The 23,721-nt window shown below is 45.2% G+C and carries 22 protein-coding genes; 15 read left to right on the top strand and 7 right to left on the bottom strand.

Features of this window, described 5'->3' with window-relative positions; all coding sequences use genetic code 11:
* The first annotated feature begins 148 nt into the window (after positions 1 to 148).
* Together L2730_RS09070 and L2730_RS09065 are read left to right on the top strand one after the other, a co-directional pair.
* Positions 149 to 658: a DUF2780 domain-containing protein gene (locus tag L2730_RS09070; protein ID WP_248974296.1), complete on the top strand. Its 510-nt coding sequence runs from the start codon at positions 149 to 151 to the stop codon at positions 656 to 658.
* 237 nt (positions 659 to 895) lie between these two features.
* Positions 896 to 1,354: a tellurite resistance TerB family protein gene (locus L2730_RS09065; protein WP_248974295.1), complete on the top strand. Its 459-nt coding sequence runs from the start codon at positions 896 to 898 to the stop codon at positions 1,352 to 1,354.
* Position 1,355: 1 nt separating this feature from the next.
* Here L2730_RS09065 and yjeH read toward each other — a convergent pair whose 3' ends face one another.
* Entirely contained in the window at positions 1,356 to 2,612 is a 1,257-nt protein-coding gene (gene yjeH / locus L2730_RS09060) for an L-methionine/branched-chain amino acid transporter (RefSeq protein ID WP_248974294.1), read from the bottom strand.
* Between the two features lie 141 nt (positions 2,613 to 2,753).
* Here yjeH and L2730_RS09055 point away from each other — a divergent pair, with 141 nt between their 5' ends.
* The 5 genes from L2730_RS09055 (at position 2,754) to menE (ending at position 8,346) form a co-directional block, all read left to right on the top strand.
* Positions 2,754 to 3,182, top strand: a complete 429-nt coding sequence (locus L2730_RS09055; RefSeq protein WP_248974293.1) for an Lrp/AsnC family transcriptional regulator — start codon at positions 2,754 to 2,756, stop codon at positions 3,180 to 3,182.
* 135 nt (positions 3,183 to 3,317) lie between these two features.
* The gene (menD, locus tag L2730_RS09050; RefSeq protein WP_248974292.1) at positions 3,318 to 5,027 is read left to right on the top strand and encodes a 2-succinyl-5-enolpyruvyl-6-hydroxy-3-cyclohexene-1-carboxylic-acid synthase; all 1,710 of its coding nucleotides are present in this window, start codon (positions 3,318 to 3,320) and stop codon (positions 5,025 to 5,027) included.
* Positions 5,027 to 5,827 carry a 2-succinyl-6-hydroxy-2,4-cyclohexadiene-1-carboxylate synthase gene (gene menH, locus L2730_RS09045; protein ID WP_248974291.1) on the top strand — a complete coding sequence of 267 codons (801 nt, stop codon included), beginning with the start codon at positions 5,027 to 5,029 and terminating at the stop codon, positions 5,825 to 5,827. The genes menD and menH overlap by 1 nt, the downstream gene beginning before the upstream one ends.
* 8 nt (positions 5,828 to 5,835) lie before the next feature.
* Complete coding sequence (gene menC, locus L2730_RS09040; RefSeq protein ID WP_248974290.1) at positions 5,836 to 6,879, top strand: o-succinylbenzoate synthase; 1,044 nt, start codon at positions 5,836 to 5,838, stop codon at positions 6,877 to 6,879.
* A gap of 6 nt (positions 6,880 to 6,885) precedes the next feature.
* Positions 6,886 to 8,346, top strand: a complete 1,461-nt coding sequence (gene menE / locus L2730_RS09035) for an o-succinylbenzoate--CoA ligase (protein ID WP_248974289.1) — start codon at positions 6,886 to 6,888, stop codon at positions 8,344 to 8,346.
* 341 nt (positions 8,347 to 8,687) lie between these two features.
* Here menE and L2730_RS09030 read toward each other — a convergent pair whose 3' ends face one another.
* The 5 genes from L2730_RS09030 to ftsY form a co-directional block, all read right to left on the bottom strand.
* Positions 8,688 to 9,371 carry a DUF6988 family protein gene (locus L2730_RS09030; protein ID WP_248974288.1) on the bottom strand — a complete coding sequence of 228 codons (684 nt, stop codon included), beginning with the start codon at positions 9,369 to 9,371 and terminating at the stop codon, positions 8,688 to 8,690.
* Positions 9,372 to 9,758: 387 nt separating this feature from the next.
* Positions 9,759 to 10,616 (bottom strand): RNA polymerase sigma factor RpoH, encoded by an 858-nt coding sequence (gene rpoH, locus L2730_RS09025; protein WP_020914756.1) that lies wholly within the window; start codon positions 10,614 to 10,616, stop codon positions 9,759 to 9,761.
* A gap of 203 nt (positions 10,617 to 10,819) precedes the next feature.
* A complete protein-coding gene (ftsX, locus tag L2730_RS09020) occupies positions 10,820 to 11,785 on the bottom strand; it encodes a permease-like cell division protein FtsX (protein ID WP_248974424.1) in 966 nt (321 codons plus the stop codon).
* An 8-nt stretch (positions 11,786 to 11,793) separates the two neighbouring features.
* Entirely contained in the window at positions 11,794 to 12,486 is a 693-nt protein-coding gene (gene ftsE, locus L2730_RS09015) for a cell division ATP-binding protein FtsE (RefSeq protein WP_248974287.1), read from the bottom strand.
* 43 nt (positions 12,487 to 12,529) lie between these two features.
* A complete protein-coding gene (gene ftsY / locus L2730_RS09010; protein ID WP_248974286.1) occupies positions 12,530 to 14,380 on the bottom strand; it encodes a signal recognition particle-docking protein FtsY in 1,851 nt (616 codons plus the stop codon).
* A gap of 225 nt (positions 14,381 to 14,605) precedes the next feature.
* Between ftsY and rsmD the strand changes: the two genes are divergently transcribed.
* Entirely contained in the window at positions 14,606 to 15,211 is a 606-nt protein-coding gene (gene rsmD, locus L2730_RS09005; RefSeq protein WP_248974285.1) for a 16S rRNA (guanine(966)-N(2))-methyltransferase RsmD, read from the top strand.
* On the top strand, positions 15,211 to 15,489 hold the full coding sequence (locus L2730_RS09000) for a DUF1145 domain-containing protein (RefSeq protein ID WP_248974284.1): 279 nt from the start codon (positions 15,211 to 15,213) through the stop codon (positions 15,487 to 15,489). The genes rsmD and L2730_RS09000 overlap by 1 nt, the downstream gene beginning before the upstream one ends.
* A gap of 281 nt (positions 15,490 to 15,770) precedes the next feature.
* Here L2730_RS09000 and L2730_RS08995 read toward each other — a convergent pair whose 3' ends face one another.
* Positions 15,771 to 16,337 carry a NapC/NirT family cytochrome c gene (locus L2730_RS08995; RefSeq protein WP_020914762.1) on the bottom strand — a complete coding sequence of 189 codons (567 nt, stop codon included), beginning with the start codon at positions 16,335 to 16,337 and terminating at the stop codon, positions 15,771 to 15,773.
* 384 nt (positions 16,338 to 16,721) lie between these two features.
* Here L2730_RS08995 and L2730_RS08990 point away from each other — a divergent pair, with 384 nt between their 5' ends.
* The 6 genes from L2730_RS08990 to L2730_RS08965 all read left to right on the top strand — a co-directional run bounded on the left by L2730_RS08990 (position 16,722) and on the right by L2730_RS08965 (position 23,700).
* Complete coding sequence (locus tag L2730_RS08990) at positions 16,722 to 17,156, top strand: hypothetical protein (protein ID WP_248974283.1); 435 nt, start codon at positions 16,722 to 16,724, stop codon at positions 17,154 to 17,156.
* A gap of 86 nt (positions 17,157 to 17,242) precedes the next feature.
* Entirely contained in the window at positions 17,243 to 17,659 is a 417-nt protein-coding gene (locus L2730_RS08985; RefSeq protein ID WP_248974282.1) for a DUF2057 family protein, read from the top strand.
* A 109-nt stretch (positions 17,660 to 17,768) separates the two neighbouring features.
* Positions 17,769 to 18,185, top strand: a complete 417-nt coding sequence (locus L2730_RS08980) for a hypothetical protein (protein WP_248974281.1) — start codon at positions 17,769 to 17,771, stop codon at positions 18,183 to 18,185.
* Positions 18,186 to 18,311: 126 nt separating this feature from the next.
* A complete protein-coding gene (locus tag L2730_RS08975) occupies positions 18,312 to 18,854 on the top strand; it encodes a heavy metal-binding domain-containing protein (protein WP_248974280.1) in 543 nt (180 codons plus the stop codon).
* Positions 18,855 to 18,876: 22 nt separating this feature from the next.
* Positions 18,877 to 20,538, top strand: a complete 1,662-nt coding sequence (locus L2730_RS08970; RefSeq protein ID WP_248974279.1) for an efflux RND transporter periplasmic adaptor subunit — start codon at positions 18,877 to 18,879, stop codon at positions 20,536 to 20,538.
* 12 nt (positions 20,539 to 20,550) lie between these two features.
* The gene (locus L2730_RS08965; protein ID WP_248974278.1) at positions 20,551 to 23,700 is read left to right on the top strand and encodes an efflux RND transporter permease subunit; all 3,150 of its coding nucleotides are present in this window, start codon (positions 20,551 to 20,553) and stop codon (positions 23,698 to 23,700) included.
* Positions 23,701 to 23,721: the final 21 nt, after the last annotated feature.

Raw genomic sequence — 23,721 nt, 5'->3', positions numbered from 1 at the left:
AAGGCTAAGGATACCCAAATTTGGTAATTAATGCACAGTTCAAATCACGTATTTACTATTTCTGAAAAGTAAAAAAACTGCAAACGAACTGTTAAACCCGTTAAACTAATGAAAACTGCAACAGATAAACCTTAAAAGGATGACTCTCATGAAATTATTGACCGCGACTTTTCTAGCCATGCTTAGCCTTGTCTCGACTCAGGCTACCGCTCACGGGTTAGACTCGCTAACAGAAGTGACCAACGCTATATCTAAGCCATCAGAATCAAGCGATTTAGTGGGTAGTGTCATGTCACAATTGGGGTTGAGCCAAGATCAAGCAGAAGGTGGTTTAGGTAGCTTGTTATCATTAGCACAGTCTTCTTTGGGTAGCAGCGACTTTAGCGCTATTTCAGACTCTATCCCTGGAATTGACGGCTTACTCGGTGCAGTGCCAGCCCTAGACGACGATTCAGGTATGTCTGGCCTACTGTCCAAAGCTGGCGGGTTCGGTGAATCATTACAAGGCGGAGCGATGGTTTATGATGCTTTCGAAAAGCTAGGGATCTCAAAAGATCTTGCCGCTCCTATGGTTGATATCGTTAAAGGCTACCTCGATGCTAATGGCACCTCTGGTACTTCAGATCTGCTGATGAAGGGGCTAGGCGCTATTTTATAAGCTTCGCTGTTATCTTGGCTTATCATTGACGCTATCAATATAAGCCAAGATGGAACTCTCTCTTTATTTGCCGCTCTAAGTTATATTCACCGTAATTACATTGAGTAAATAACCATTCAGTTCTACTCAAACTTGCCATTCAGAATGTATAGATGAGACAACAGTGTCCCTACTTACGCAAACGGACGCTACTGACAACAGTAGAATGTAGTGGTTATTATCTATTGAGGAGTTTACATGCTTGCCAAGTTAAAACAGTTTTTTGAATCCCCTAATCAGACATTATCTGCCGAAGAGCAAGCTCATCATCTAAACCTCGCAGCTGCAAGTTTACTGCTAGAAGTGGTTATGGCCGATGAGACCATGTCAGATGAAGAGGCAAAGATACTGCCCGAGCTGCTTACCACCACTTTAGGTTTGTCAGTAAATGATGTCGACGCGTTAATAAAAGACGCGACCGTATCACAAAGTAATTCGACCTCTTTATTCGAATTTACCCAAGCGATTAATGACAGTTTTGATATTGAACAAAAGCAGCAATTAATCTTAGCAATGTGGCGCCTTGCCTATGCAGACGGTCATCTGTGCCAATATGAAGACCAGATGATCCGTCGCACTTCAGAGTTGCTTTACTTAAGACATAGCGAGCTGATTCAGATGCGTAATCTCGCCATTGAAACACAACAGAAGCCTTAAGTTATTCAGTGAGCCATTGTTTACGACTGAGGTGTGTTTTCTGTAGCCATAATATTGGAAATAACACCAACATTAAGAGTATGGCGTAAGCCATATTCCAACCTAAGGCAAAACCAATAACACCGCATAGAATACAACTAAGCGCGACCAAAGGCAGATAGCGCTTACTCAGCAATTTTACCGCGGCCAACATAGCCGCTAAGTAGATAATAACAAACACTCCATTGCTCCATGCGATCAGATCTTCTAACTGCTGGCCAGTTACATAGGTCAGAATTATCACCAATGCCATTGAAACCAGTACTGCGATTGATGCACGAGCAGGGGAGTTGTGCTGATTTAGCTTGTTAAAGTACTTAGGTAACACACCGTCACGGCTAAAGCTCCAGATGAGCCTAGAGACACTGGCGGTATACACATTAACGGTCGCCAAACCACTGACAATCCCTAGAATGCCGATGACCTGGGCACCATAACCGCCCAATAAGCTATCGAACACTCCAACCATTGCCACCGGCGTTTCGCTGGGGACAACAAGCAGCAGCAAAGTACACGCTAAATAGACAATACCCACCAGCACAGTGCCAATAAACATCGCCGGGATCATATCTCGCTTCGGGTTACGAAAATCACCCGCCAGATGCGTCATTGCTTCAATACCAAGAAAGCTCCAAAAAGCGATACCCACAGCTGCCATCACTAAACTCACATTAGGACTATCTTGATGGGTAAAAGATTCAAGCTCAGACAAGCTCATTCCGACACCACCAAAAAGTACCACTACTACCGAAACAATCGCTAGCGTTAAAGCAAACTGCAGTTTGGCAGAAACTTGGATGCCTTTTAGGTTTAACAATAGTAATACTCCAAGCAGTAAGAGCTCCGTGGCCACCTGCGCCCAACCCTCTATCGGCACCAGAGCATTCACAAATTGGAAGGTCATTAGAATTGCTGCTGGCGCGCCAATAGGTACCACCAGCAGAAACATTAACCCTATGGTTCGACCCGAAGTTCGGCCAAAAGCCTTTTCTACAAAATACGCAGGGCCCGCAGCATGAGGTAGCACACTGGCTAAACGGCCAAATACTAAGGTTACTGGAATGATGGCTAACGTAAGCACCAACCATGCGATTAATGCCCCCTGTCCCGCAGTTACTATGGTCATTTGCGGTAGGATAAATACTCCGGTGCCCAACAAAGTGGTGGCCATCAAGCCGGCACCTTGCCAACGTCCTATTGTTGCTGTTATTTGGTTCATCTCATATACTCACTGACTTCAATGGCACTATTATAATTCTACACTGAGCTTCAATCTGCGCTTGTTCGCAACCAAGTTCACCGAATATTCCGTCACTTTGTCGGTTACTCTCTCATTTACAGTCATTATGTTGGATACGTTATGGATAAGTTTGATAACGCTATTGTCACGGCCTTAAGAACCGATGCTCGTCGCAGTATCTCTGATATTGCGACGGAGGTTAACTTATCACGCTCGGCAGTCACAGAGCGAATTAAGAAGATGGAAAAGAACGGCACTATTCGTGGCTATCAAGTATTGCTAAGCGCTTCGCAAACAGAAGGGGTAACGGCCTATTTTGAAATCCGTCATCAATGTCCGAACTGTGCAGACATCGTTAAAGTGTTCCGTACCATTCCAGAGATCATTACCTGCAGAGGCATCACCGGCGATATGGATCTTTTAGTCTATGTGAATGCACCGTCAATGAAGCGATTACATCAAATTCGAGAGTTTATCGATGCTCACCCCGATATCACTAAAATTAAAACTCATGTGGTGATGAGCGAGTGGATTGATAATCAGGGTTAGCAGCTTTTGTATTTATCGTTGCCATTAGAGATTTCCACAACAGAACCTTTTAGGTTTTAATAAAACCAAAGCTGATCATATTCCTTTACGCTAAAGCAAGTTAAACTAGCATTATCATTGGGATGGTAATTATCTATGCAAACTGAACATACAGCTGAACTGAACTTGTTATGGGGAACATTGATCTTAGAGGAGCTTGCTCGTCTAGGCGTTAAACATGTGTGTATGGCACCGGGCTCTCGCTCAACTCCGTTAACTCTTGCCGCCGCCAAGCAGGCAAGCCTTCAGCAGCATCTGCATTTCGATGAGCGTGGCCTAGGTTTTATGGCTCTTGGCCTGGCTAAAGCCAGCGCGGCGCCAGTGGCGATAATTACCACCTCAGGTACCGCGGTTGCCAACCTATACCCGGCAGTAATTGAAGCCTGGTTAACCCATGTGCCACTTATCGTGCTCTCAGGCGATCGTCCACCAGAGCTGATTGACTGCGGCGCCAATCAAGCCATAAATCAACCAGCAATATTTGCCCAGTATGCCAAACCACTCAATCTACCGACACCGGATCTCAATATCAGCCCGGCAGCGCTATTAAGCAGTATCGATGATGCAGTGAGCAATCATACCCAACCGATACATATAAACTGTATGTACCGTGAACCGCTCTACCCTGCTGAACCACAAGCCGATTTTAGCCAATATTTAAAGCCTGTCGTCCAATGGCAGCAAGATAGTGCCCCCTATATTCAGTACGCTGCAAATACCGCATCACAGCTCCCTACCTCCGACGCCCTGGCCCGATTTGTCCATGGCAAAGGGGTGATTGTGGCGGCAACGCTGCCTCCTGAGCATAATCCAGAGCAGCTTATCGCACTGTCTATTAAGCTCGGTTGGCCAATTGTGACCGATGCACAGTCGCAGCTTAGACAAAGTAATGCTGCCATTGGCAATATCGATCAACTGCTATTGCATCCAAAGTCTCAAGCTATATTGGCGCAAGCGGAAAAGGTACTGGTATTTGGTGGTCGCATTTTATCAAAGCGACTCATCAGCTATTTAAACGAGAAACAGTGGAAGGATTACTGGCAAGTCTTGCCCCAACAACAAAGGCTCGATCCTAGCCATAAAGCCAAACAGCAGTGGATAGCTAAAGCTGATACCTTTAGCCAGTTGCCATGGCCACGCTCCTCCGAGGCGCAATGGGCACTAGCACTCACACAGCACAATGCTGCACTAGAGACACTATTCCAGCAACAGATAGACCAAGCTGATTTTGGTGAAGCACAAGCCATTAGGGCGGTAGCCCAGCGCCAAACCTCTTCACAGCAATTGTTCATAGGCAATAGCTTGCCAGTAAGATTATTTGATATGTATGCGCCTATCACTGCTGATTACGCCAATATCTTTACCAATCGCGGTGCATCGGGTATTGATGGTCTGTTAGCGACGGCTTCTGGGGTTGCGATTGCAGATAAAAAGCCAACAACATTGATTATTGGTGATATCTCTCAGCTACATGATCTCAACTCACTGGCGATTGCCCGAACAGTAACCAGCCCCTTTGTGATTGTTATCCTCAATAATGATGGCGGCAATATATTTAACCTGTTGCCAGTCCCTAACGAGCAGCTAAGAACCGATTACTACCGCTTATCTCATGGCCTTGAATTTGGTTTCGGTGCTGCCATGTTCGGTTTAGCCTATAATCAAGTCGACAACCTCGATGACTTTATTGAATCTTATGAGTACGCCATGACATATGCAGGTCCATCGGTCATTGAAGTCAGCGTGGCTCAGAACCAAGCAAGCGATCAAATCGCTGCCATTGCCACTTGGGTAAAACAGAGCTAATGCTGAGTTATCGCAGCCAAGGTCAGCCTAGCAAACCAGCCATTGTGCTGCTGCATGGTTTCTTAGGAGATAAACAAGATTGGTCAGCTATCACCGCAGTGCTCGCTGAGCAATATTACTGCATTAGCATCGATCTCCCTGGCCATGGCGACAGCTTCAACCAAAGGTTGCCAACGCCTGGGTTTGAAACTTGCTGCGAACTCATTCAGCAAACAGTCTCTAAGCTAGATATAAAACAGTATCATCTCATTGGTTATTCACTCGGCGGCCGTATTGCATTGCATCTAGCTCGCCGCTATCCGAGTTGTGTACTAAGCCTTACCTTAGAATCTTGCCATCCTGGTCTGCAATCCGAGCAAGATAAAGCACAACGAAAAATCAATGATGCGCAATGGGCAGACAAGCTCACCCATCTTGATATCACAGCATTTTTAACTCAGTGGTACCAACAAGCTGTTTTTTCCGACCTCAGCATCACTGAACAACAAACGATGATTAAACGCCGCAGTGGTAATCAAGGCGCTAAACTGAGCAACTGTTATCAAGCCACTTCACTGGCACAGCAAGCTGACTTGTGGGATACGCCTGCGGTTATCAGTGCGCCCTGTTTTTTTATTGCAGGCGTTGATGACAAAAAATTTCTGTCACTGGCCACACGCTGGCAGCAACAATACCCACTCAAGCTTTATCCAGTTAATGCCAGTGGCCATAATGTTCATAGCGCAGCGCCTGACACCTTTAGTCAGTTAGTCTTGCGGCTACTAAACCCTCTTGCCGTTAACCCAACATTACCTAAATAGGCCACTAAATGCTTCTGAGTAAACTTAGCCTTTATCAATTCAGTATTGAACTCGATCGATTACTGCCTGTGGGTAAACAACGGATAGATAACCGTAGCGGCTTAGTTCTGGCTGCAACAGCTATTGCAGATAATGATGAACGTACTGAGTATGTCGAGCTTTCTCCCCTTTCAGGTATTGATGTCGATGGCAACCCACTCACAGGTTTTAGTCAGCACTCCTTAGCCCAAACCGTTACAGAACTGACTGACAACTTACCTACACTGCTGCAACAGCCTGTCAATTCGCTGCTAGATTTAGCTGACAATACTGCGCAGAGTGCTATCGCCTTTGGTTTAAGCTTGATGCACGCCAAACTGACGGGCTCACTTGACGGCCATCGCATAGAAAACCGCACAATACCGCTCATCTATCGCAACCAAGATGAACCATTAACAGCAGTTGCCGAGCGAGTAAAAGCACTTAGCGGTAATATCCATTCAGTAAAAGTTAAAGTAGCACAGACATCGCTAGAGGATGAAATCCAGCTTATTCATCAAATATTAGCGATTCGTCCAGACCTAAAACTGAGGCTAGATGCCAATCGCGGCTTTGAGTTACAGCAAGCGATCGAGTTTATCGCCTGCATTCCGCTAAATGCAATTGAGTACATTGAAGAGCCGTGTAAGCAACCGAGCGATAATCCAAGCTTTTATAAAGCCATAGAGGCCCCTTGGGCGCTGGATGAGTCGCTTAACGACCCAGATTACCAATTTGAGATGCAAACAGGGCTTTGCGCCATCATCATCAAGCCTATGTTGTTAGGTAGTTTAGAAAAGCTACAAGCATTGCAACATCTTGCTAATGAACACGGAGTACGGACAATTCTAAGTTCAAGCTTAGAGGCTAGCCTGGGTATTCATGCCTTGAGCCGCTTAGCCAACATAGTCACACCCGATGAGATCCCAGGCACAGACACCTTAGGTGCCTTCAGCCAAGATCTAATACAAAGCTCAGGTAAAGCTAAATGCCAACAACTGAGTGACCTACAGCAAATACTAGCGCTTGGATAGCCCAAGATGCCACAGCATGATGCAGACAATACAATGCTATCGCCGATCCATAAGCGTGCAACCATAGCGCCTAACGCCTCTGCATATCGTATCGGAGAGCTAAAAGTCAGCTACCAGACTCTCAGTCAGCAAGTGGTGGCTATAGGCGAACAGTTAATACAAGCTGGCCTACAGCGAGGCGATAGAATTGCCTGCATCGGCTATAACCAACCAGAATTGCTGACGCTGTATTGGGCTTGCGTTGATCACGGTATGTTGTTTTGCCCTATTTCACCGCGATTCGCACCCAAGCAGCTAATAGAGCTGATTCAAACTCATCAATATACTTACTGCTGGTTAGGCGACATTTCAAATAACAGCGCCAACCAAGCGCTGCATGAGGTACTTAGTAATGATATTACTCAGCCATTAGAGTTAGATTTTACTCAGCACAGCAGAGCTTCAGCACCAGCAAACATCGACCCAAACCGAGGCGTAAACGCTATTCTCACGTCTGGCAGTACCGGCTTACCTAAAGCTGCAGTACATAGCTTTGCGAATCATATCGCCAGCGCTAATGGCTCAAAATCGCTTATCGATATCACAGCAGAGGATAGCTGGTTATTGTCGCTACCACTTTTTCATATAGGTGGACTAGCGATTGCCAATCGCTGTGCACTCTCCGGAGCCAGCGTGGTATTCGAAGACAAGTCAATGAGTCTTGCAACGCAATTAAGCCGCGACAAAATAAGCCACCTATCATTGGTTAGCGCACAACTGCAAAAACTGCTTGATAGCGACAACTGCGATCTTAGCCAAGTCAAAGCCATGCTATTGGGCGGCGGCGTGATCTCTGCCGATCTTTTGCAACAGCTCGACACGCTTAACATAGCTGCCTATACCAGCTATGGCATGACAGAGATGAGCTCGCAAATCACCACAGGTAAAGCACACGCCGATGGCTCTAGCGGCATACCATTACCTAAACGAGAGCTCAAAATCGTTGATGGTGAAATATGGGTAAAAGGCGAGTGTTTGTTTCTTGGCTATTTAACGCAAGATAGCTTTCAACGACCGACAGATAGTGAGGGCTGGTTCTACACCAAAGACTTGGCACATTGGGATGAAAACGCCAACTTACGCATTGATGGCCGAGCTGACAACATGTTTATCAGTGGCGGCGAGAATATCCAACCAGAAGAGATAGAGGCAGCGCTAAAGCTGCACCCACAGATAGATGACGCCATTGTCTTTGCAATCGCCGATGACAAATTTGGCAAGCTACCCGCTGCTACGATTAAAATAGCCAACGATTCAGCAGGTCAGCCAGCAGAGCCCGAGTTAACAGCTTTTCTTGCTGACAAAATTGCCCGCTTTAAAAGACCAAGACAATACTACCCATGGCCAGATATCAACTCTGTGGGGATTAAAGTAGTGCGCAAACAGGTGATAGCAGCGGTGATATCAGCGGTGATATCAGCGAAATAGAACCTCTATCTCAATTAACTTTAAATATTGTTGATTGGCTCTATTTTACAATTGTGGCGCGATCACTAATAGTACAATTAACAGTATAATTTAGAGGAATAAATCACTCTCAATCAAGGGCGGTAATAACAGGCACAATGATTCCAATTGCTTACAGCATGCATATGCGTAGCTGCTGCTGAGGCTCGCAACAAGCACCTCCCTATGAGCTAAACGAAAACATCCCTGTTTACGGCGGCCTCAACCGCAGCTACACCAGTTTCAAAACACACAAAATCCCCATCAAAAATAGTCGATACTCTTTAGGGCAAATAATACAAGTACCCACATAAGCTACTTTTTCACAAAGTATGACTGTTTAGCTCTGCTAAAAAAGCAGTAAGCTTATTAATACAAAGGTATCTAAGGTCACGAGTTGTATTTTCGTCAAAACAAGAACCGATCAGATCTGCTGCCAATACAGCATATTCTGCACTTAACAAATAAACTTCATTCGCTATACTGTCTTCTAGTCGGTCACTAATCATACTGCGCTCCTCATCGAATCCTAGCTTTAAAAATACTAAGCCACCATGAGTAAAACTATTAAAATGTCGTAAATATTCACTTCTAAACCAGTCTAACTTCCCCCCAACTGTAGGGTTAGTTTCAATAATATCATCCACATAAGACTGTAGAGATTTATCACGTGGCTTCTTCTTTTTGCCTTTTTTACCACATTGTTTACATTCACTTGGTGGAGAGCTAGTTCCATTCTTATTATTTAAAAAAGAAGCGAGATCATTATCAGAATTTACACATAGTAAAAGCCAAACCCCTTTGATTAAACTTTCCAATTGAGGACGTAAAAGAATCAGGCTAGGCTTTTGTACACTAGAGTTCAAAATTCCAACTATTGCATCATGGTTTTGAACGACAGCATTTAGTAATTGGAAGGAATACTTCGCTTTGTCTGAAGAAGCTAGGTTTCTCCCCGATAAAACTTTTTTTATCGAACGAGAAACAAAATCTGAATACTTAGCCATCAATTTGAAACCTTACCGTTTTAAAGCTATTAAATCAGTTTATGGAATAAGCTAACGCTCCAGAATCTCAATTACCCTAGAATCAAGCTAATACCACCTCTATTAAATGTTATCACTATTTATCAGTAAAAGTATGGGCTGAAACACATACAAATAACTCACAGAATCTAATCTCCCCCGTTGGAAATTTCGCTTTTTAAATTTCGCCGGGGCGCTGAGGGATTGCCAAGGGGCGCAAGCGCTTTGCCCCTTGGCTCTGGTGTGGGCGAAGCACCACGACCTTTATCAAGCGCAGCTTGATTTCAAAAACAATGTCTAGAACAAATGTTCCAGACATAAAAAAACCTGCTAGTAAGCAGGTTTTCTTTAAAGCACCAACAAAAAGCCTTAGCCTTCCATTCGTCCTTTCAGTTTGTTCATCGCATTTTTTTCAAGTTGGCGGATACGCTCTGCCGATACTTGATAAGTTGCTGCTAGCTCTTGTAGCGTGGTTTTGTCTTCATTTAACCAGCGAGCTTGGAGTATATGTTGACTACGCTCATCAAGAGTCTTGATAGCTGACAGCAGACGCGTTTGATTACTTTGTTCCCAGTTGTCATTTTCAACTTGAGAAGCTAAATCTGATGAATGATCTTCAAGGTAATGCATAGGCGCATAATCTTGTTCGTCATCATTATCACTAGCTAAATCAAAGGCTGGATCTTGAGCTGCCATGCGTGATTCCATTTCGGTCACGTCGGCTTTAGAAACACCCAAGCTTTCAGCAACCATCCCTACTTCATTATCACTAAACCAGCCAAGACGCTTCTTAGTTTTACGAAGGTTAAAGAACAACTTACGCTGTGCTTTTGTGGTTGCAACTTTCACTATGCGCCAGTTTTTAAGCACATATTCATGAATTTCAGCTTTAATCCAATGTACGGCAAATGATACCAAGCGCACACCCACATCTGGGTCAAAACGCTTAACGGCTTTCATCAAGCCAATATTACCTTCTTGAATCAAATCGGCTTGCGGTAGACCGTATCCTGAGTAGCCTTTAGCAACATGCACTACAAAACGTAGATGCGACATAATCAGCTCTTTCGCAGCACTTAGGTCACCAGTTTCCTGTAGGCGCTTCGCTAGCTCATGCTCTTTCTCCGCATCCAGCATAGAGATGCTGTGCGCTGAGTGAATATAAGACTCGAGGCTTCCACTACTTTGAGGAACCATTAGTGCCATTGTTTGCGTTTGATCAGTCATTCACGCTCCTACTTATTACCAATACTACGGTCTATCTAAACCTAAAAATCCACCTCGATATAAGATGGACTGTGAACTATCGACTAATTGACAAAATATGTCAACCATCGGCGTTATCTAATATGTAAACATGAATTTTACACTTACATTAAGACAAGACAAATGAAGGATAGTTCATGTTTTTGACTAAAGGATGACAACCTTTAAGAAGGCTCAATCGCTCGCAGGTGTTGCCTTACAGAAAGGTAAGAACCAAGCCATCCTAGAAAGGATGCCAATAACACTAACTGGCCTAATTCGGTAAGCGTCAATGACTCCATATGTAACTGACTGCCATACAAACCGAGTAACTCTGCCAAGGCGGAGTCTAGGTACCATACCAATAGATTAATGATTATCCATGCCAACACTCCACCAATAATACCGAACCAAATTCCTGTATATAGGAATGGTCGTTGAATAAAGGCCTCTGTCGCTCCAACCAGTTTCATGACCTCGATTTCGGTACGGCGATTCATAATCGCCAGACGAATGGTATTACCAATCACCAATACCACCGCTAACACTAGCAGCGCGGCAATAGCCAACACAGTACGCTCAAGCAGTTTGACCACGGCTTGTAGTCGTTCAAGCCATTCAATGTCTAAACGACCAAAGCTAACTTCAGCTTCTTGCTCTAGCTTCCTCAGTAATTCCCTTGCGCCCTCAGGGCTAGAATACTTAAGGCTAGGTGTCACCATCACCACTGCGGGTAGTGGATTGGCATCTAAATAAGATAACGCTTCACCAAAGCCTGAAAGTCGTTGAAACTCCTCTAAGGCTTGATCGCGATTAATATAATTTACCTCAGCCACTTCAGGGTAAACTTTTAAGCGAGTGATTAAGCTTTGAATACTCTTCTCACTGCGGCCTTCATCAACAAATAACGAGATCTCGGCCGCACTATTCCATGACTGAGTAATGGTTTCAGCATTTTTGACTAACACTTGTAGCGCTGCTGGCAAACTAAGGCTAACGCCAAGTACCGCCATGGTCATGATTGAAGAGATAGGATTGCGCCATAGCTCGCCAAGACTTGCCATAGCATGCTGAATATGACGAATAAAAAACATCACGATTTGGCCAGAGATGGGAAGTTTGCTGCGGGTTAACTGAGGTTGCTTAGTCATCATAGTCCTCAGTTTGCCTCTAGGCTGCTAGATTGATCTAACTCTTGCGCGCCAAGTACTCGCCCTTGCTTAAGCGTTAAAGTCCGGTATTTCATCCGAGCAATTAGTCCTAAATCATGGGTAGCAATTAATACAGTCGTGCCGGAGTCATTAAAGGTTTCGAATAAACGTAATATGTCCATCGACAACTTAGGATCTAAGTTACCCGTCGGCTCATCAGCTAGCAGTAACGGGGGCTTATTCACAATCGCACGCGCAATGCCAACACGCTGTTGCTCACCACCAGATAGCATAATGGGTTTATGCCGCTCTTTACCAAAAAGGCCAACCATATCCAGTGCACCTGCAACTCGCTTACGGATCTCGCCGTGAGAAAAGCCTTCAATGATTAACGGCAAAGCCACATTATCAAAGACTGTCTTTTCCATTAGCAGGTGATGATTCTGAAAAATCATGCCAATGTCGCGGCGCAGATAGGGGACTTGAGCACGGCGGATCTTGGCGATGTCGTGGCCATTAATAGCGACTTTACCGCCATTGGCGCGCTCTATCACAGTGATCAATTTGAGCAAGGTACTCTTGCCGGCACCAGAGTGACCAGTAAGAAACGCCATTTCACCACGTTTTAAATGAAAGCTCACATCCGAAAGGGCTTTTTGCCCTCCGGGATATACTTTGCTGACTTGCTCAAATCGAATCATTAGTTATGTTTCTTAGTCGTCGATATCACTCTATAAGTTAACGTTATTTCGTGTCGCTGTCGTCTTTTGATTGACTAAATAACGCTTCAATAAAGTCTTTAGCGTCAAATGTGCGAAGATCGTCAATCTGCTCACCTACGCCAATATGACGAATTGGGATACCGAACTTGTCTGCAATAGCAAAGATAACGCCGCCCTTTGCGGTACCGTCTAATTTGCTAATGGTAATACCGGTTACACCCACCGCTTCTTGGAAAAGCTGCGCTTGGCTAATAGCATTCTGACCAGTACTCGCATCTAGCGTCAGCATCACCTCATGAGGGGCTGATTCATCTTGCTTTTTCATCACTCGAACGACTTTCTTTAGCTCGTCCATCAAATGTGCTTTGTTTTGCAATCGACCTGCGGTATCAGCAATCAGTACATCGGCTTTACGTGCTCTAGCAGCCTGCAAAGCATCAAACAGCACTGAAGCACTATCGGCGCCAGTATGCTGAGCAATAACAGGGATATCGTTGCGCTGTCCCCATACTTGTAACTGTTCAACCGCTGCAGCTCGGAAAGTATCACCTGCAGCGAGCATCACAGATTTACCCTGCGCTTGATACTGCTTGGCAAGCTTACCAATGGTGGTAGTTTTGCCCACACCGTTAACGCCTACCATCAAAATAACAAATGGGCCGTCTGCATTTTCAGGAATAAGTGGCACGGAGACAGGATCAAGTGTCTTTTGCATCTCATCGCGCATCAAATCATATAACGCTTCGCCATCTTTAAGTTGTTTACGGCTGGCTTGCTCAGTTAAGTTTTTAATTAAGCGAGTGGTGGTTTCAACACCAACGTCAGCAATCAACAGCTGCTCTTCTAACTCTTCAAAAAGATCATCATCGATCTTCTTGCCACTGAATATTCCCGCAAAGCCACTACCGATGCTTTCGCTGGTGCGCTTTAAGCCACGTTTCAGTCGAGCAAATAAGCCCTCTTTAACAGGTTTTACTTGTGGTTCTGGCTGCTCTTCTGCGGCTTCTTGTTCCGCTTGCTCAGATTCAGCTTGTTCTGCGGCAATTCGTTCGGCCTCAGCTTGCGCAGCTTGTTCTGTGGCAATTCTAGCAGCTTCGGCCTGTTCGCTAGCAACACGTTCAGCTTCTGCTTGCGCAGCCTGTTCAGTAGCGATTCTGGCAGCTTCGGCCTGTTCGCTGGCAACACGTTCAGCTTCTGCTTGCGCAGCCTGTTCAGTGGCAATTCTGGCAGCTTCAGCCTGTTCGCTAGCAATACGTTCAGCTTCAGCTTGCGCAGCCTGTTCAGTGGCAATTCTGGCAGCTTCGGCCTGTTCGCTAGCAACACGTCCAGCTTCTGCTTGCGCAGCCTGTTCAGTAGCTATTCTGGCAGCTTCGGCCTGTTCGCTAGTAATACGTTCAGCTTCTGCTTGCGCAGCCTGTTCAGTGGCTATTCTGGCAGCTTCTGCCTGTTCGCTGGCAATACGTTCAGCTTCTGCTTGCGCAGCCTGCTCAGTGGCAATTCTAGCAGCTTCTGCCTGTTCGCTAGCAACACGTTCAGCTTCTGCTTGCGCAGCCTGTTCAGTGGCTATTCTGGCAGCTTCTGCCTGTTCGCTAGCAACACGTTCAGCTTCTGCTTGCGCAGCCTGTTCAGTGGCTATTCTGCCAGCTTCTGCCTGTTCGCTAGCAACACGTTCAGCCTCTGCTTGCGCAGCCTGTTCAGTGGCGACTCTTTCGGCTTCTGCCTGTTCGCTTGCAACACGTTCAGCTTCAACTTGCGTTGTATCAACCTGCTCTGTCTCTGCTTCAGTTGAAACATTCAACTCTGCTTCTACTTCTTGCGGTTGCTCTTTAGATTTATCTTTGCGGAACCAGGAAAAAAAACCTTTCTTTGCCATGTGTATTACCGATGCTCAAATAACTGTACATAAATGCGTTAGGGTGGAGGACGTTATATCAAAAATAGACCGAGATTACGCTGATTAAAACAGCAAAAGTATAACCACTGCGCGACTAAGCGACGGCTTTTTACCTTTTAGCTGTGCTTTGATATAAAATAACGACCTTAAATCAGACGCTATAGTCTACCACTTTCTGCCATAAGGCAAAATCACGAGGACACCATGGTCAAAAAAAGACCCTCAAGCGGCCAAGTTAGGATCATCTCTGGTCAGTGGCGATCGCGCAAATTGCCTATCCATGATCTTGAAGGCTTAAGACCGACAACCGATCGTGTACGTGAAACACTGTTCAATTGGATAGCAAATGACGTTCGCGGTGCTCGAGTATTGGATTGTTTCGGTGGCAGTGGTGCATTAAGTTTAGAGTCTTTATCACGTTATGCTGCTTATGCCAGAGTGTTTGAACTGCAACCTCAAGCTGCTAAGCAACTCCTTGAAAACCTAGCCACATTAAAATGTAACGATGGTGACGTGATTAAGGGAGACAGCCTTAAGTTGTTAGCAAGCTCTCCAGAGAAAGGCTTTGACATCGTATTTGTTGATCCACCTTTTAGAAAGTCACTCACAGAGAAAAGTATCCAACTGCTTGATCAACAGCAGTGGTTACTGCCTGATGCACTGATTTATGTAGAAACAGAAGCAGAGCTGGCATTGCTTGAAGTGCCTGTGACTTGGACACTACTAAAAGAGAAATCAGCAGGGCAAGTGATCTACCGCTTATACCAATACTGTCCGCTTGAGGATAACTCTACCGAGGATAACCGATAATGAAATGGGTACTATTGGCAGGTAAGTTGGCGACCGCTTTTGCCTGGTTGATGATGTTCTATAACCTAGCGACACCGTTTGAAGGCAATATCGCAGCCATTTTAAATATCCTGCTCGCTGTGACGATATTTATGCACTGCTTCCAAACCATTATATTTCACACTCTGTTCAATCAACTGCTGCCGTTAAAGAAAGGGGATTACCTACAAGTGTTTGTGTTTGGCGTATTTAGTCTGCTGCAATATCGTCAGCAGGTTTTAAATAAGCAAAAAAGCTAACACTCCATAGCACTAACTGCACATATACAGCTTCAGCAACAGCAAACCAAAGAACACAAAACTAATCGTACGTCCTTTGCTTTGCTGTTTTAGCTCTATCCTGCCCTTCCTTACTTAGTTGTTTCAGCTTTTCCACCTTACTGATTGGTATAACCTGCTTTCCCGCTTCAGCAGAATCCCCTAAACGTCAGCCACAAAAAAGCCCCGCATTCGGAATGAACATGGGGCTTTAAGTTAGTTGCGAGCGTCTCATCCCGCTCGCAGCTATAGGACGTTGCTTATTACTTACCTTTTGGGTAAACGTGAGCAACACCTTTGTGACAGTCGACACAAGTCTTACGCTTGTCTTCGTCTTTCTTGAAGTTGTTAGCGTGCATTCTCTTCGCCATCTTCTTCATTGTGTCAGGTTGGTTTTCGTAAATACGAGTGTGACAGTGCTGACAGTTAGCTGAATCGTTAGCTTTAAAGTACTTAAGTGCTAGGTCAGCTTGCTCTTTACGGTTTTCATCCAACCACTCTTGAGTGTTGAAACCGTCGATAGTTAAGTAACCGTAAAGGTCTTTAGATACGATGATTTTCTTAACTAAGTACTTAACTGGGTTGTGCGGTAAGTGACAGTCTTGACACTGAACAGTTACACCAGCGCGACCTCCGCCGTGAGCAGAAGCAAGTACTTCATCTTTCAATGAGTGGTTGCTATGACAGCTCATACAGAACTCATCTGTACTTGTCGCATGCAAAGTTTGTTGTGTAGCAAAGTAACCTACTACACCGACTACGATACCGACGACTAATAATGCCAGAATCGAAATTTTTGCGCTGGGTTTAAAAAGTGCTCGCCAGTTCATCACACATCTCCAAAGTTTAATTTTTATATCGATGTAAGTTCTACTTCATCGCTATTTATGCGGTCATTATAAACCAATTATTACTCATTGATCTGGAACTAAAAGCGTAAAATGAGACATGGCTCCAACTCTCTGTTCAGAATCAAAACTCGTTCAATATACATGCGCTTTTACTAAAGCTAGCTTAAAGCCATGCCTACCGCAAGGATTAAGACTTATCAGCTTGATAATGGGGTAGTTAAAGTAAATTTTTGAAATCTTTTCATATCTAAAATAGCACTAAGCCTTAAATTAGATATTGAAATAAATATTAATATTTTTGAAACTAAATGCTTAAAAGCTAGGTCTATCTGATTACAACACTCTTATTTGCACAGGCTGCGCATGTACAAACGGTTTGCACATTTAGCATTACTCATCTCACTGGTAGGGCAATTTTTGCTATCTCCAGCGATGGCGATGCCTAAATTTTTGCATGCTAGTTCTCATGCTCAGCACGATATCCAGCAAGCTTTATCAAATACACATGCTCAGCCAGACCTTTTAAGTTCCGCTGCGCAGGTAAAGCAAGATTCAACCCACTGTGGTAATAGCAGCTCGAGCATTAACACTAGCATGGTCGACTGTGATGCTCTGTGTGAAATGTTAGGCGCAGGGGATTGTGTATCCCACTGTATTTCAACCCCAGCTATCATGGAACAGGTGCAACTCAAACTCGCAGCTCAAGAAGCAGGGCAAAGCTTACAAACGGTATTTTGGTCTTTACAAACAGCAGAACAATCACTCGTCAATCCACCACCAATAGCACTCCACGCTTAATCTCAAATACTCGCGTTTAGCAAAAACACTATTTTAGTATTTATTCCATAGGTCTCTATGGGTATTGAGTTTGTTTGGAGTTTATTATGAAAAATTTTATCAGCGTTATTGCACTCTCACTCGCTAGTTTCACCAGCATGGCGGCCTCGGTCTCATTTCCAGAGTCGCTTGAAGTCATCGGCGTGAACGGCTTAAATAATGTAGACAGTCGCTACCTGCAGTTAGAGAACGGTCAGAACTTAATTGAGCTGCAGTATCGAGACTTATTTGAATCCAATGCAGATGACTCGAGTTGGGTCCGTTCTGAGCCCTTATACTTGTATATAGACTTAGAAACAGCAGCGAACTATAAAGCAATCACTCCTAAGATCCTTTCAGAAGATGATGCTTATCAGTTTATCAACTCACCTTTTATCAAACTAACAGATGAAGGCGGCAGTGAAAAACAAGTGGCACTAATGACCCACAGCCAATTGATGACCAAATTATTACTATCAAAGTAAAAGTTGGCCTTTAGGGGTATCACACATTGATGAAGCCATTTTGTGAACTTTATCAATGTGTAACTTCAATGCTGTGTTAAACTAAAAAAGTTCATCACTTGGAATTATTATGCTTAGCATACTTCGTCGTCATACATTACTAGCCTTTACGCTGCTCGCTTTGTTGAGCCAGCTAATGCTATCTAATGGATCATTGATGGTACCGAATGCTATGGCTGATGATATGCCAATGATGAGCATGCAAGATGGGGCTGAATGCCACCAGATGCAAATGGATAGCGATACTCATTGCTGCGATTCTGACGAGACTATGCAAATGCTTCCCGGCAACTCTAAGAATTGCTGCAACGGCAAGGGATCATGCCAGAGCGATTGTAACCACTGCTTGGTTATTTCAGTAACAGGTACTCTGTTTAGTGTATTGTCATGGCCTGGCAACAACACCTCCGATATTGCAACGGCCACTCCAATGCCTCATTTCCACTCTATTTCATTGCCACAAGATTTAAGACCTCCAATAGCCTAGCCTGAGACTCACCGTCTCTATATTTTAAAAAAGCTATTTATTCTTATTAAGCAATTATTTATGCCGTTAATTGTTCTGTGCGCTAGCACTTACAGCATTCGGCCATCTCTTTGATGGAGTTGAGTTATGAAAACCTTTATTAGTATGGTATTAACTACCTTTTTATTTTTATCCTGGGCACCGTCGGTATCCGCTCATGCGCATCAACATGGCGCAGAACAGAGCCAAAGTTACGCTTGCCCAATGCATCCTGAAGTGACTGGCAATCAAGACGATTCATGTCCTAAATGTGGCATGGATTTACAAGCAGTGAAAGCTGCTGGACATCAATGTGATTCGTGCCCAAATAAAGGCAAGCATGCTCATCATCAGATGACTGCAGATACTCACGCGTGTCCAATGAACCCAGCCATTACCGGCAAAGCGGGTGATAGCTGCCCAAAATGCGGAATGGAACTGCAAGCGATGGAAACTAAGGGAAAGAGCTGTGATTCATGCCCCCACAAAGGTAAAAGTGAGCATCATAAGATGAGCGCCGATACTCATGCGTGTCCGATGAATCCAGCGATTACAGGGAAAGAGGGCGATAGCTGCCCTAAGTGCGGTATGGACTTAATGCCTATTGCTAAGAGCGATAAAGCAGATCAAAAGAGTCACATGCATCACTAAATAAGGGTGGAGATAAGGCATTATGAGTTTATTCAACGTAACAAAGTTTCGCAGCAATGCAGTCTGCGCCCTGAGCTTATTGCTTGCGACTGTGCCTATTGCAGGCTACAGCCAAGAGCATAAGCAACATCAATCAACAGAAACCACTAACAGTCAGCAACAGGATGCGCACTATTATTGTCCCATGCATCCAGAAGAAACCAGTCACGAGCCTGGTCGTTGCTCTATTTGTAAGATGTTTCTAGTCAAAGATGAGCAGTCAGATACTCCTTCATCAGAGAAAGAGGCAAACCTAGTCGCAAATAAAGACTACTACTGCCCTATGCATCCTGAAGTAACGAGTCACGAGCCGGGTCGTTGCCCGAAATGTAATATGTTCCTCGTTAAAGAAGAGGAGGAGGAAAACCAGATAGATGAGCATGCAGGTCACAACCATGCAATGCAGATGGAACCTGCCCAAACGCCACAGACTAAAGCTGAAAAATTACTGAGTCAGTCAAAACCAACATTAATGCCAGCGGCTCAAAGCAATGATGATGGCAATGTAAAATATGTCTGCCCAATGCATCCACATGTGGTTTCAGACGTACCAGGCACTTGTCCTATTTGTGGTATGAACTTAGAAAAAGTGAGCATTGGTGGTGCCGGCGAAGAGGTGGTCGTTGGAGTATCTGGTGGTATGCAACAAGCCTTAGGTATGCGCAGTGAACAAGTCACCAAAGGAACCCTATGGAAGCTAGTTAAGACCATAGGCACAGTTGAATATAATGAAAATGCTATCGGACATGCTCACACCCGTGTTAATGGTTGGCTTGAAACCTTAATGGTGCATACCGTTGGCCAGCGAGTCAAAAAAGGACAACTACTTTATGAGCTGTATTCGCCTGAGCTAGTAAACGCGCAGGACGATTACATGCAGGCTATCGATTATCTCAAGCAAGATAAAAACCGTGGCGCAGGTTTACTGCGTAAAGCTCGTTTACGTCTTGAACTTCTAGGCGTTAGCGCCAGTACCATCAACCAGTTAGAACGTACTGGTGAAACCATCTACCGCGTGCCCTATTATGCTGACCAAGATGGTTTTGTCAGCCAATTATCAGTTCGTCACGGCATGTATGTCCAGCCGGGTGACACGCTATTCGAGATAGTCGATTTGAGCAGCGTATGGGTGATTGCAGATGTGTTTGAAAACGAACAAAGCTGGCTCGAACAAGGTCGTCCTGTAGAGATCACCTCCGCCGCTCAAGGTCTCTTTGATTTAGAATCGACAATTGATTATATCTACCCAGAACTCGACCCCGTCTCACGTGCTATGCGAGTGAGAGTGAAGCTAGATAATCCTGGAAAACTACTCAAACCCGGTACCTTAGTTGATGTGAAACTGTTTGGCGGTCCGCAACGAGACGTACTGTCTATCCCAACCGAGGCACTGATTCTTACTGGCAGGGAAAACAGAGTTGTCGTGCAGCGTGCAGATAACAAGTTTGCCTCTGTTGCAGTCAAGGTCGGCATGATAGCTCAAGGAAAAGCAGAAATAACCGAAGGTCTGAAAGCCGGTGATAAGGTTATTGTATCGGGTCAATTTTTACTGGATTCAGAAGCCAGTATTCAAGGTAGTTTACAACGCTTGAGTGGCAGCAATAGCAGCGAAAGTGCGGCTAGCGATCCACACGCAAACCACTAATCGGAGGCGATAATGTTAGAAAAAATTATTAGCGCTTCGATAAGACAGCGCGTAATGGTGTTAGTGCTCACTGCGATTATCGCGCTAATTGGCTACCAAGCGATGCGCATGACACCGCTCGATGCACTGCCAGACTTATCTGATGTACAGGTGATTGTAAAAACCTCCTATCCAGGGCAAGCCCCGCAGCTGGTCGAGGATCAAATTACCTATCCATTATCGACAGCAATGCTGGCGGTACCTGGCGCCAAAACAGTACGTGGCTTCTCGATGTTTGGCGACTCCTATGTATACATCATTTTTGAAGATGGCACCGATATCTACTGGGCACGTTCTAGAGTCTTGGAGTACCTATCGCAAACTCAAGGGCAACTGCCTGCCAGTGTCACCCCTACACTTGGGCCTGATGCTTCCGGCGTTGGTTGGGTATTTCAGTACGCGTTAGTTGACCGTAAGGGCCAGCATGATTTAGCCCAGTTACGCTCGCTGCAAGATTGGTTCTTAAAACTTGAGCTACAAAGTGTCGAGGGCGTTTCTGAAATTGCCACCATTGGCGGCATGGAACAGTCCTATCAGATCATTGTCGATCCACATAAATTAGCCCTCTATCAAATCGATTTGATGACGGTTAAAAATGCCTTAGATAACTCTAATAGTTCCACTGGTGGCTCTGTTATTGAGATGGCTGAAGCTGAGTATATGATCACTTCTGCGGGTTATCGTCAAACCTTGGCTGATTTTGAGGAGATCCCACTCGGCATCGTCTCTGAATCAGGTATCCCCGTGTTGATGAAGGACGTTGCACAGCTACGCACCGGCCCTGCGGCACGCCGTGGTATCGCCGAGTTAGATGGTGAGGGTGAAGTTGTCGGCGGCATTGTGGTGATGCGCTATGGCGAGAATGCCCTTGCTACCATCAATAACGTTAAAGAGAAGCTAAAGCAGATCGAGAATGGCTTACCCGATGGGGTTGAGTTAGTGATCACTTACGATCGCTCAGAGCTTATCCTTAATTCAGTCGATAACCTCAAACATAAAGTATTGGAAGAGATGTTAGTGGTCGGCATTATCTGCCTGATTTTCCTGCTACATGCCCGCTCTACATTGGTAGCAATCATATCTCTGCCGATCTCTATTCTAATAAGCTTCATTGTGATGAACCTTATTGGGGTTAATGCCAATATTATGAGTCTTGGGGGAATAGCGATTGCGATTGGCGCAGTGGTTGATGCAGCCATTGTAATGGTAGAAAACACCCATAAACACTTAGAGCATTATCGCGAAAAACATAACGGTGCAGCCCCTACAGGCGACGCCCATTGGGAGTTGGTGCGTAAAGCATCCGTCGAGGTAGGCCCTGCACTGTTTTTCAGTCTATTAATCATCACACTCAGCTTCGTGCCCGTGTTTGCCTTGGAAGCGCAAGAGGGACGTTTATTCCACCCTCTGGCATTTACCAAAACTTTCGCCATGGCCGCCAGCGCGATATTAGCGATCACATTGATCCCAGTATTAATGGGTTACTTTGTGCGTGGCAAGATCCCCGATGAGAGAAAAAACCCGATCAGTCGGGTATTAATCGCCATCTACGAGCCACTGCTACGCTTGGTACTGCGCTTTCCTAAAGTCACTATTCTACTGGCACTAATCACGCTGGGCAGTGCCGTTTACCCAATGACAAAAATGGGTAGCGAATTTATGCCAGAGCTTGAGGAGGGCGACCTGCTGTATATGCCGACGACCTTACCCGGTGTGAGTGCTGGAAAGGCTGCGGAGATCTTACAGCAAACTGACAGACTCATTAAAACGGTACCAGAAGTTAAGCGGGTATTTGGTAAGGTCGGCCGTGCGATGACAGCAACCGATCCCGCACCACTGACGATGCTTGAAACCACTATTATGCTTAACCCCCGTGATACTTGGCGTGAAGGCATGACCCTTGAGGGGATAATTGGCGAGTTACAGAAAACGGTGAAAGTTCCCGGCATGACTAATGCTTGGGTGCAACCGATCAAAACCCGTATCGATATGCTCTCTACCGGAGTAAGAACGCCAGTGGGTATCAAGATTTCTGGCGCGGATATTGATGAGCTACAGAGAATTGGCACAGAGATCGAAGCCGTTGTTAGCAAACTTCCAGGAACAGCGTCGGCATTTGCCCAACGTACCAGCGGTGGACGTTATATTGATATTGAGCCAAATCTTAAAAATGCGGCTCGCTACGGCATGACACTTAAAGATATCCAAGACGTGGTACAAATGGCGATTGGCGGTATGCAAGTAGGTCAGTCAATTCAAGGGCAGGAGCGCTACCCTATAAACATCCGCTACCCACGTGAGTTACGTGATAGCCTTGAGAAACTGCGCGACCTTCCAGTACTGACAAAAACAGGCAAGTATTTACCCTTAGGTAATCTGGCCAGCATTAGCGTGAGTGACGGTGCACCTATGCTAGCCAGTGAGAATGGCCGCTTGATCAGCTGGGTGTTTGTAGACTTAGAAAATATTTCTATTGGTGAGTACATCGCCACTGCAAGGGCTGCGCTAGACAAGGAGATCCAGTTGCCAGCTCGCTATAGCTACAGCTTTGCTGGTCAATATGAGTACATGCAACGAGTCGAAGCTAAAATGCAGCTAGTAGTTCCGTTGATGTTAGCCGTTATTTTCATGCTGTTGATGATGACTTTTAGCTCATTTATTCAAGCATCTGTCATCATGCTTAGCTTGCCGTTCTCCCTTGTGGGTAGCGCCTGGTTACTGTACTTCTTAGACTTCAACTTTTCGGTAGCGGTATCCGTCGGTATGATCGCACTCGCGGGTGTGGCAGCAGAGTTTGGCGTGGTGATGCAGGTTTATCTGAACAACAGCATCAAAGATCGTAAACAGGCTGGCAATTACAATAATCGTAACGACTTAAGCGAAGCATTGATCCATGGCGCCGTGATGCGTATTCGCCCCAAAGCGATGACCGTTGCTACGATTTTCTTTGGCCTGTTACCGATAATGTGGGGCAGCGGTACGGGTAATGAAGTGATGCAGAAAATTGCCGCTCCGATGGTCGGCGGTATGGTCACAGCACCAATATTGTCGTTGTTTGTGATCCCCGCAATCTACTTGCTGATCTATGGTAGGAAACTAGACAAAGGAAATATCGAAAAATAGCTTTTGGGGTATAGCTATAGA

Source organism: Shewanella kaireitica (genome assembly GCF_023284045.1).
GTDB classification, from domain to species: Bacteria; Pseudomonadota; Gammaproteobacteria; order Enterobacterales; family Shewanellaceae; genus Shewanella; species Shewanella kaireitica.
The sequence above is the reverse complement of the archived record's forward strand: the minus strand, read 5'-3'. Positions and strand labels throughout refer to the sequence as shown.

Excerpts from the sequence above, each read along its gene's own strand:
- L2730_RS09070 (WP_248974296.1), top strand. The coding sequence starts at position 149 with ATGAAATTATTGACCGCGACTTTTCTAGCCATGCTTAGCCTTGTCTCG.
- L2730_RS09065 (WP_248974295.1), top strand. The coding sequence starts at position 896 with ATGCTTGCCAAGTTAAAACAGTTTTTTGAATCCCCTAATCAGACATTA.
- yjeH (WP_248974294.1), bottom strand. The coding sequence starts at position 2,612 with ATGAACCAAATAACAGCAACAATAGGACGTTGGCAAGGTGCCGGCTTG.
- L2730_RS09055 (WP_248974293.1), top strand. The coding sequence starts at position 2,754 with ATGGATAAGTTTGATAACGCTATTGTCACGGCCTTAAGAACCGATGCT.
- menD (WP_248974292.1), top strand. The coding sequence starts at position 3,318 with ATGCAAACTGAACATACAGCTGAACTGAACTTGTTATGGGGAACATTG.
- menH (WP_248974291.1), top strand. The coding sequence starts at position 5,027 with ATGCTGAGTTATCGCAGCCAAGGTCAGCCTAGCAAACCAGCCATTGTG.
- menC (WP_248974290.1), top strand. The coding sequence starts at position 5,836 with ATGCTTCTGAGTAAACTTAGCCTTTATCAATTCAGTATTGAACTCGAT.
- menE (WP_248974289.1), top strand. The coding sequence starts at position 6,886 with ATGCCACAGCATGATGCAGACAATACAATGCTATCGCCGATCCATAAG.
- L2730_RS09030 (WP_248974288.1), bottom strand. The coding sequence starts at position 9,371 with ATGGCTAAGTATTCAGATTTTGTTTCTCGTTCGATAAAAAAAGTTTTA.
- rpoH (WP_020914756.1), bottom strand. The coding sequence starts at position 10,616 with ATGACTGATCAAACGCAAACAATGGCACTAATGGTTCCTCAAAGTAGT.
- ftsX (WP_248974424.1), bottom strand. The coding sequence starts at position 11,785 with ATGACTAAGCAACCTCAGTTAACCCGCAGCAAACTTCCCATCTCTGGC.
- ftsE (WP_248974287.1), bottom strand. The coding sequence starts at position 12,486 with ATGATTCGATTTGAGCAAGTCAGCAAAGTATATCCCGGAGGGCAAAAA.
- ftsY (WP_248974286.1), bottom strand. The coding sequence starts at position 14,380 with ATGGCAAAGAAAGGTTTTTTTTCCTGGTTCCGCAAAGATAAATCTAAA.
- rsmD (WP_248974285.1), top strand. The coding sequence starts at position 14,606 with ATGGTCAAAAAAAGACCCTCAAGCGGCCAAGTTAGGATCATCTCTGGT.
- L2730_RS09000 (WP_248974284.1), top strand. The coding sequence starts at position 15,211 with ATGAAATGGGTACTATTGGCAGGTAAGTTGGCGACCGCTTTTGCCTGG.
- L2730_RS08995 (WP_020914762.1), bottom strand. The coding sequence starts at position 16,337 with ATGAACTGGCGAGCACTTTTTAAACCCAGCGCAAAAATTTCGATTCTG.
- L2730_RS08990 (WP_248974283.1), top strand. The coding sequence starts at position 16,722 with ATGTACAAACGGTTTGCACATTTAGCATTACTCATCTCACTGGTAGGG.
- L2730_RS08985 (WP_248974282.1), top strand. The coding sequence starts at position 17,243 with ATGAAAAATTTTATCAGCGTTATTGCACTCTCACTCGCTAGTTTCACC.
- L2730_RS08980 (WP_248974281.1), top strand. The coding sequence starts at position 17,769 with ATGCTTAGCATACTTCGTCGTCATACATTACTAGCCTTTACGCTGCTC.
- L2730_RS08975 (WP_248974280.1), top strand. The coding sequence starts at position 18,312 with ATGAAAACCTTTATTAGTATGGTATTAACTACCTTTTTATTTTTATCC.
- L2730_RS08970 (WP_248974279.1), top strand. The coding sequence starts at position 18,877 with ATGAGTTTATTCAACGTAACAAAGTTTCGCAGCAATGCAGTCTGCGCC.
- L2730_RS08965 (WP_248974278.1), top strand. The coding sequence starts at position 20,551 with ATGTTAGAAAAAATTATTAGCGCTTCGATAAGACAGCGCGTAATGGTG.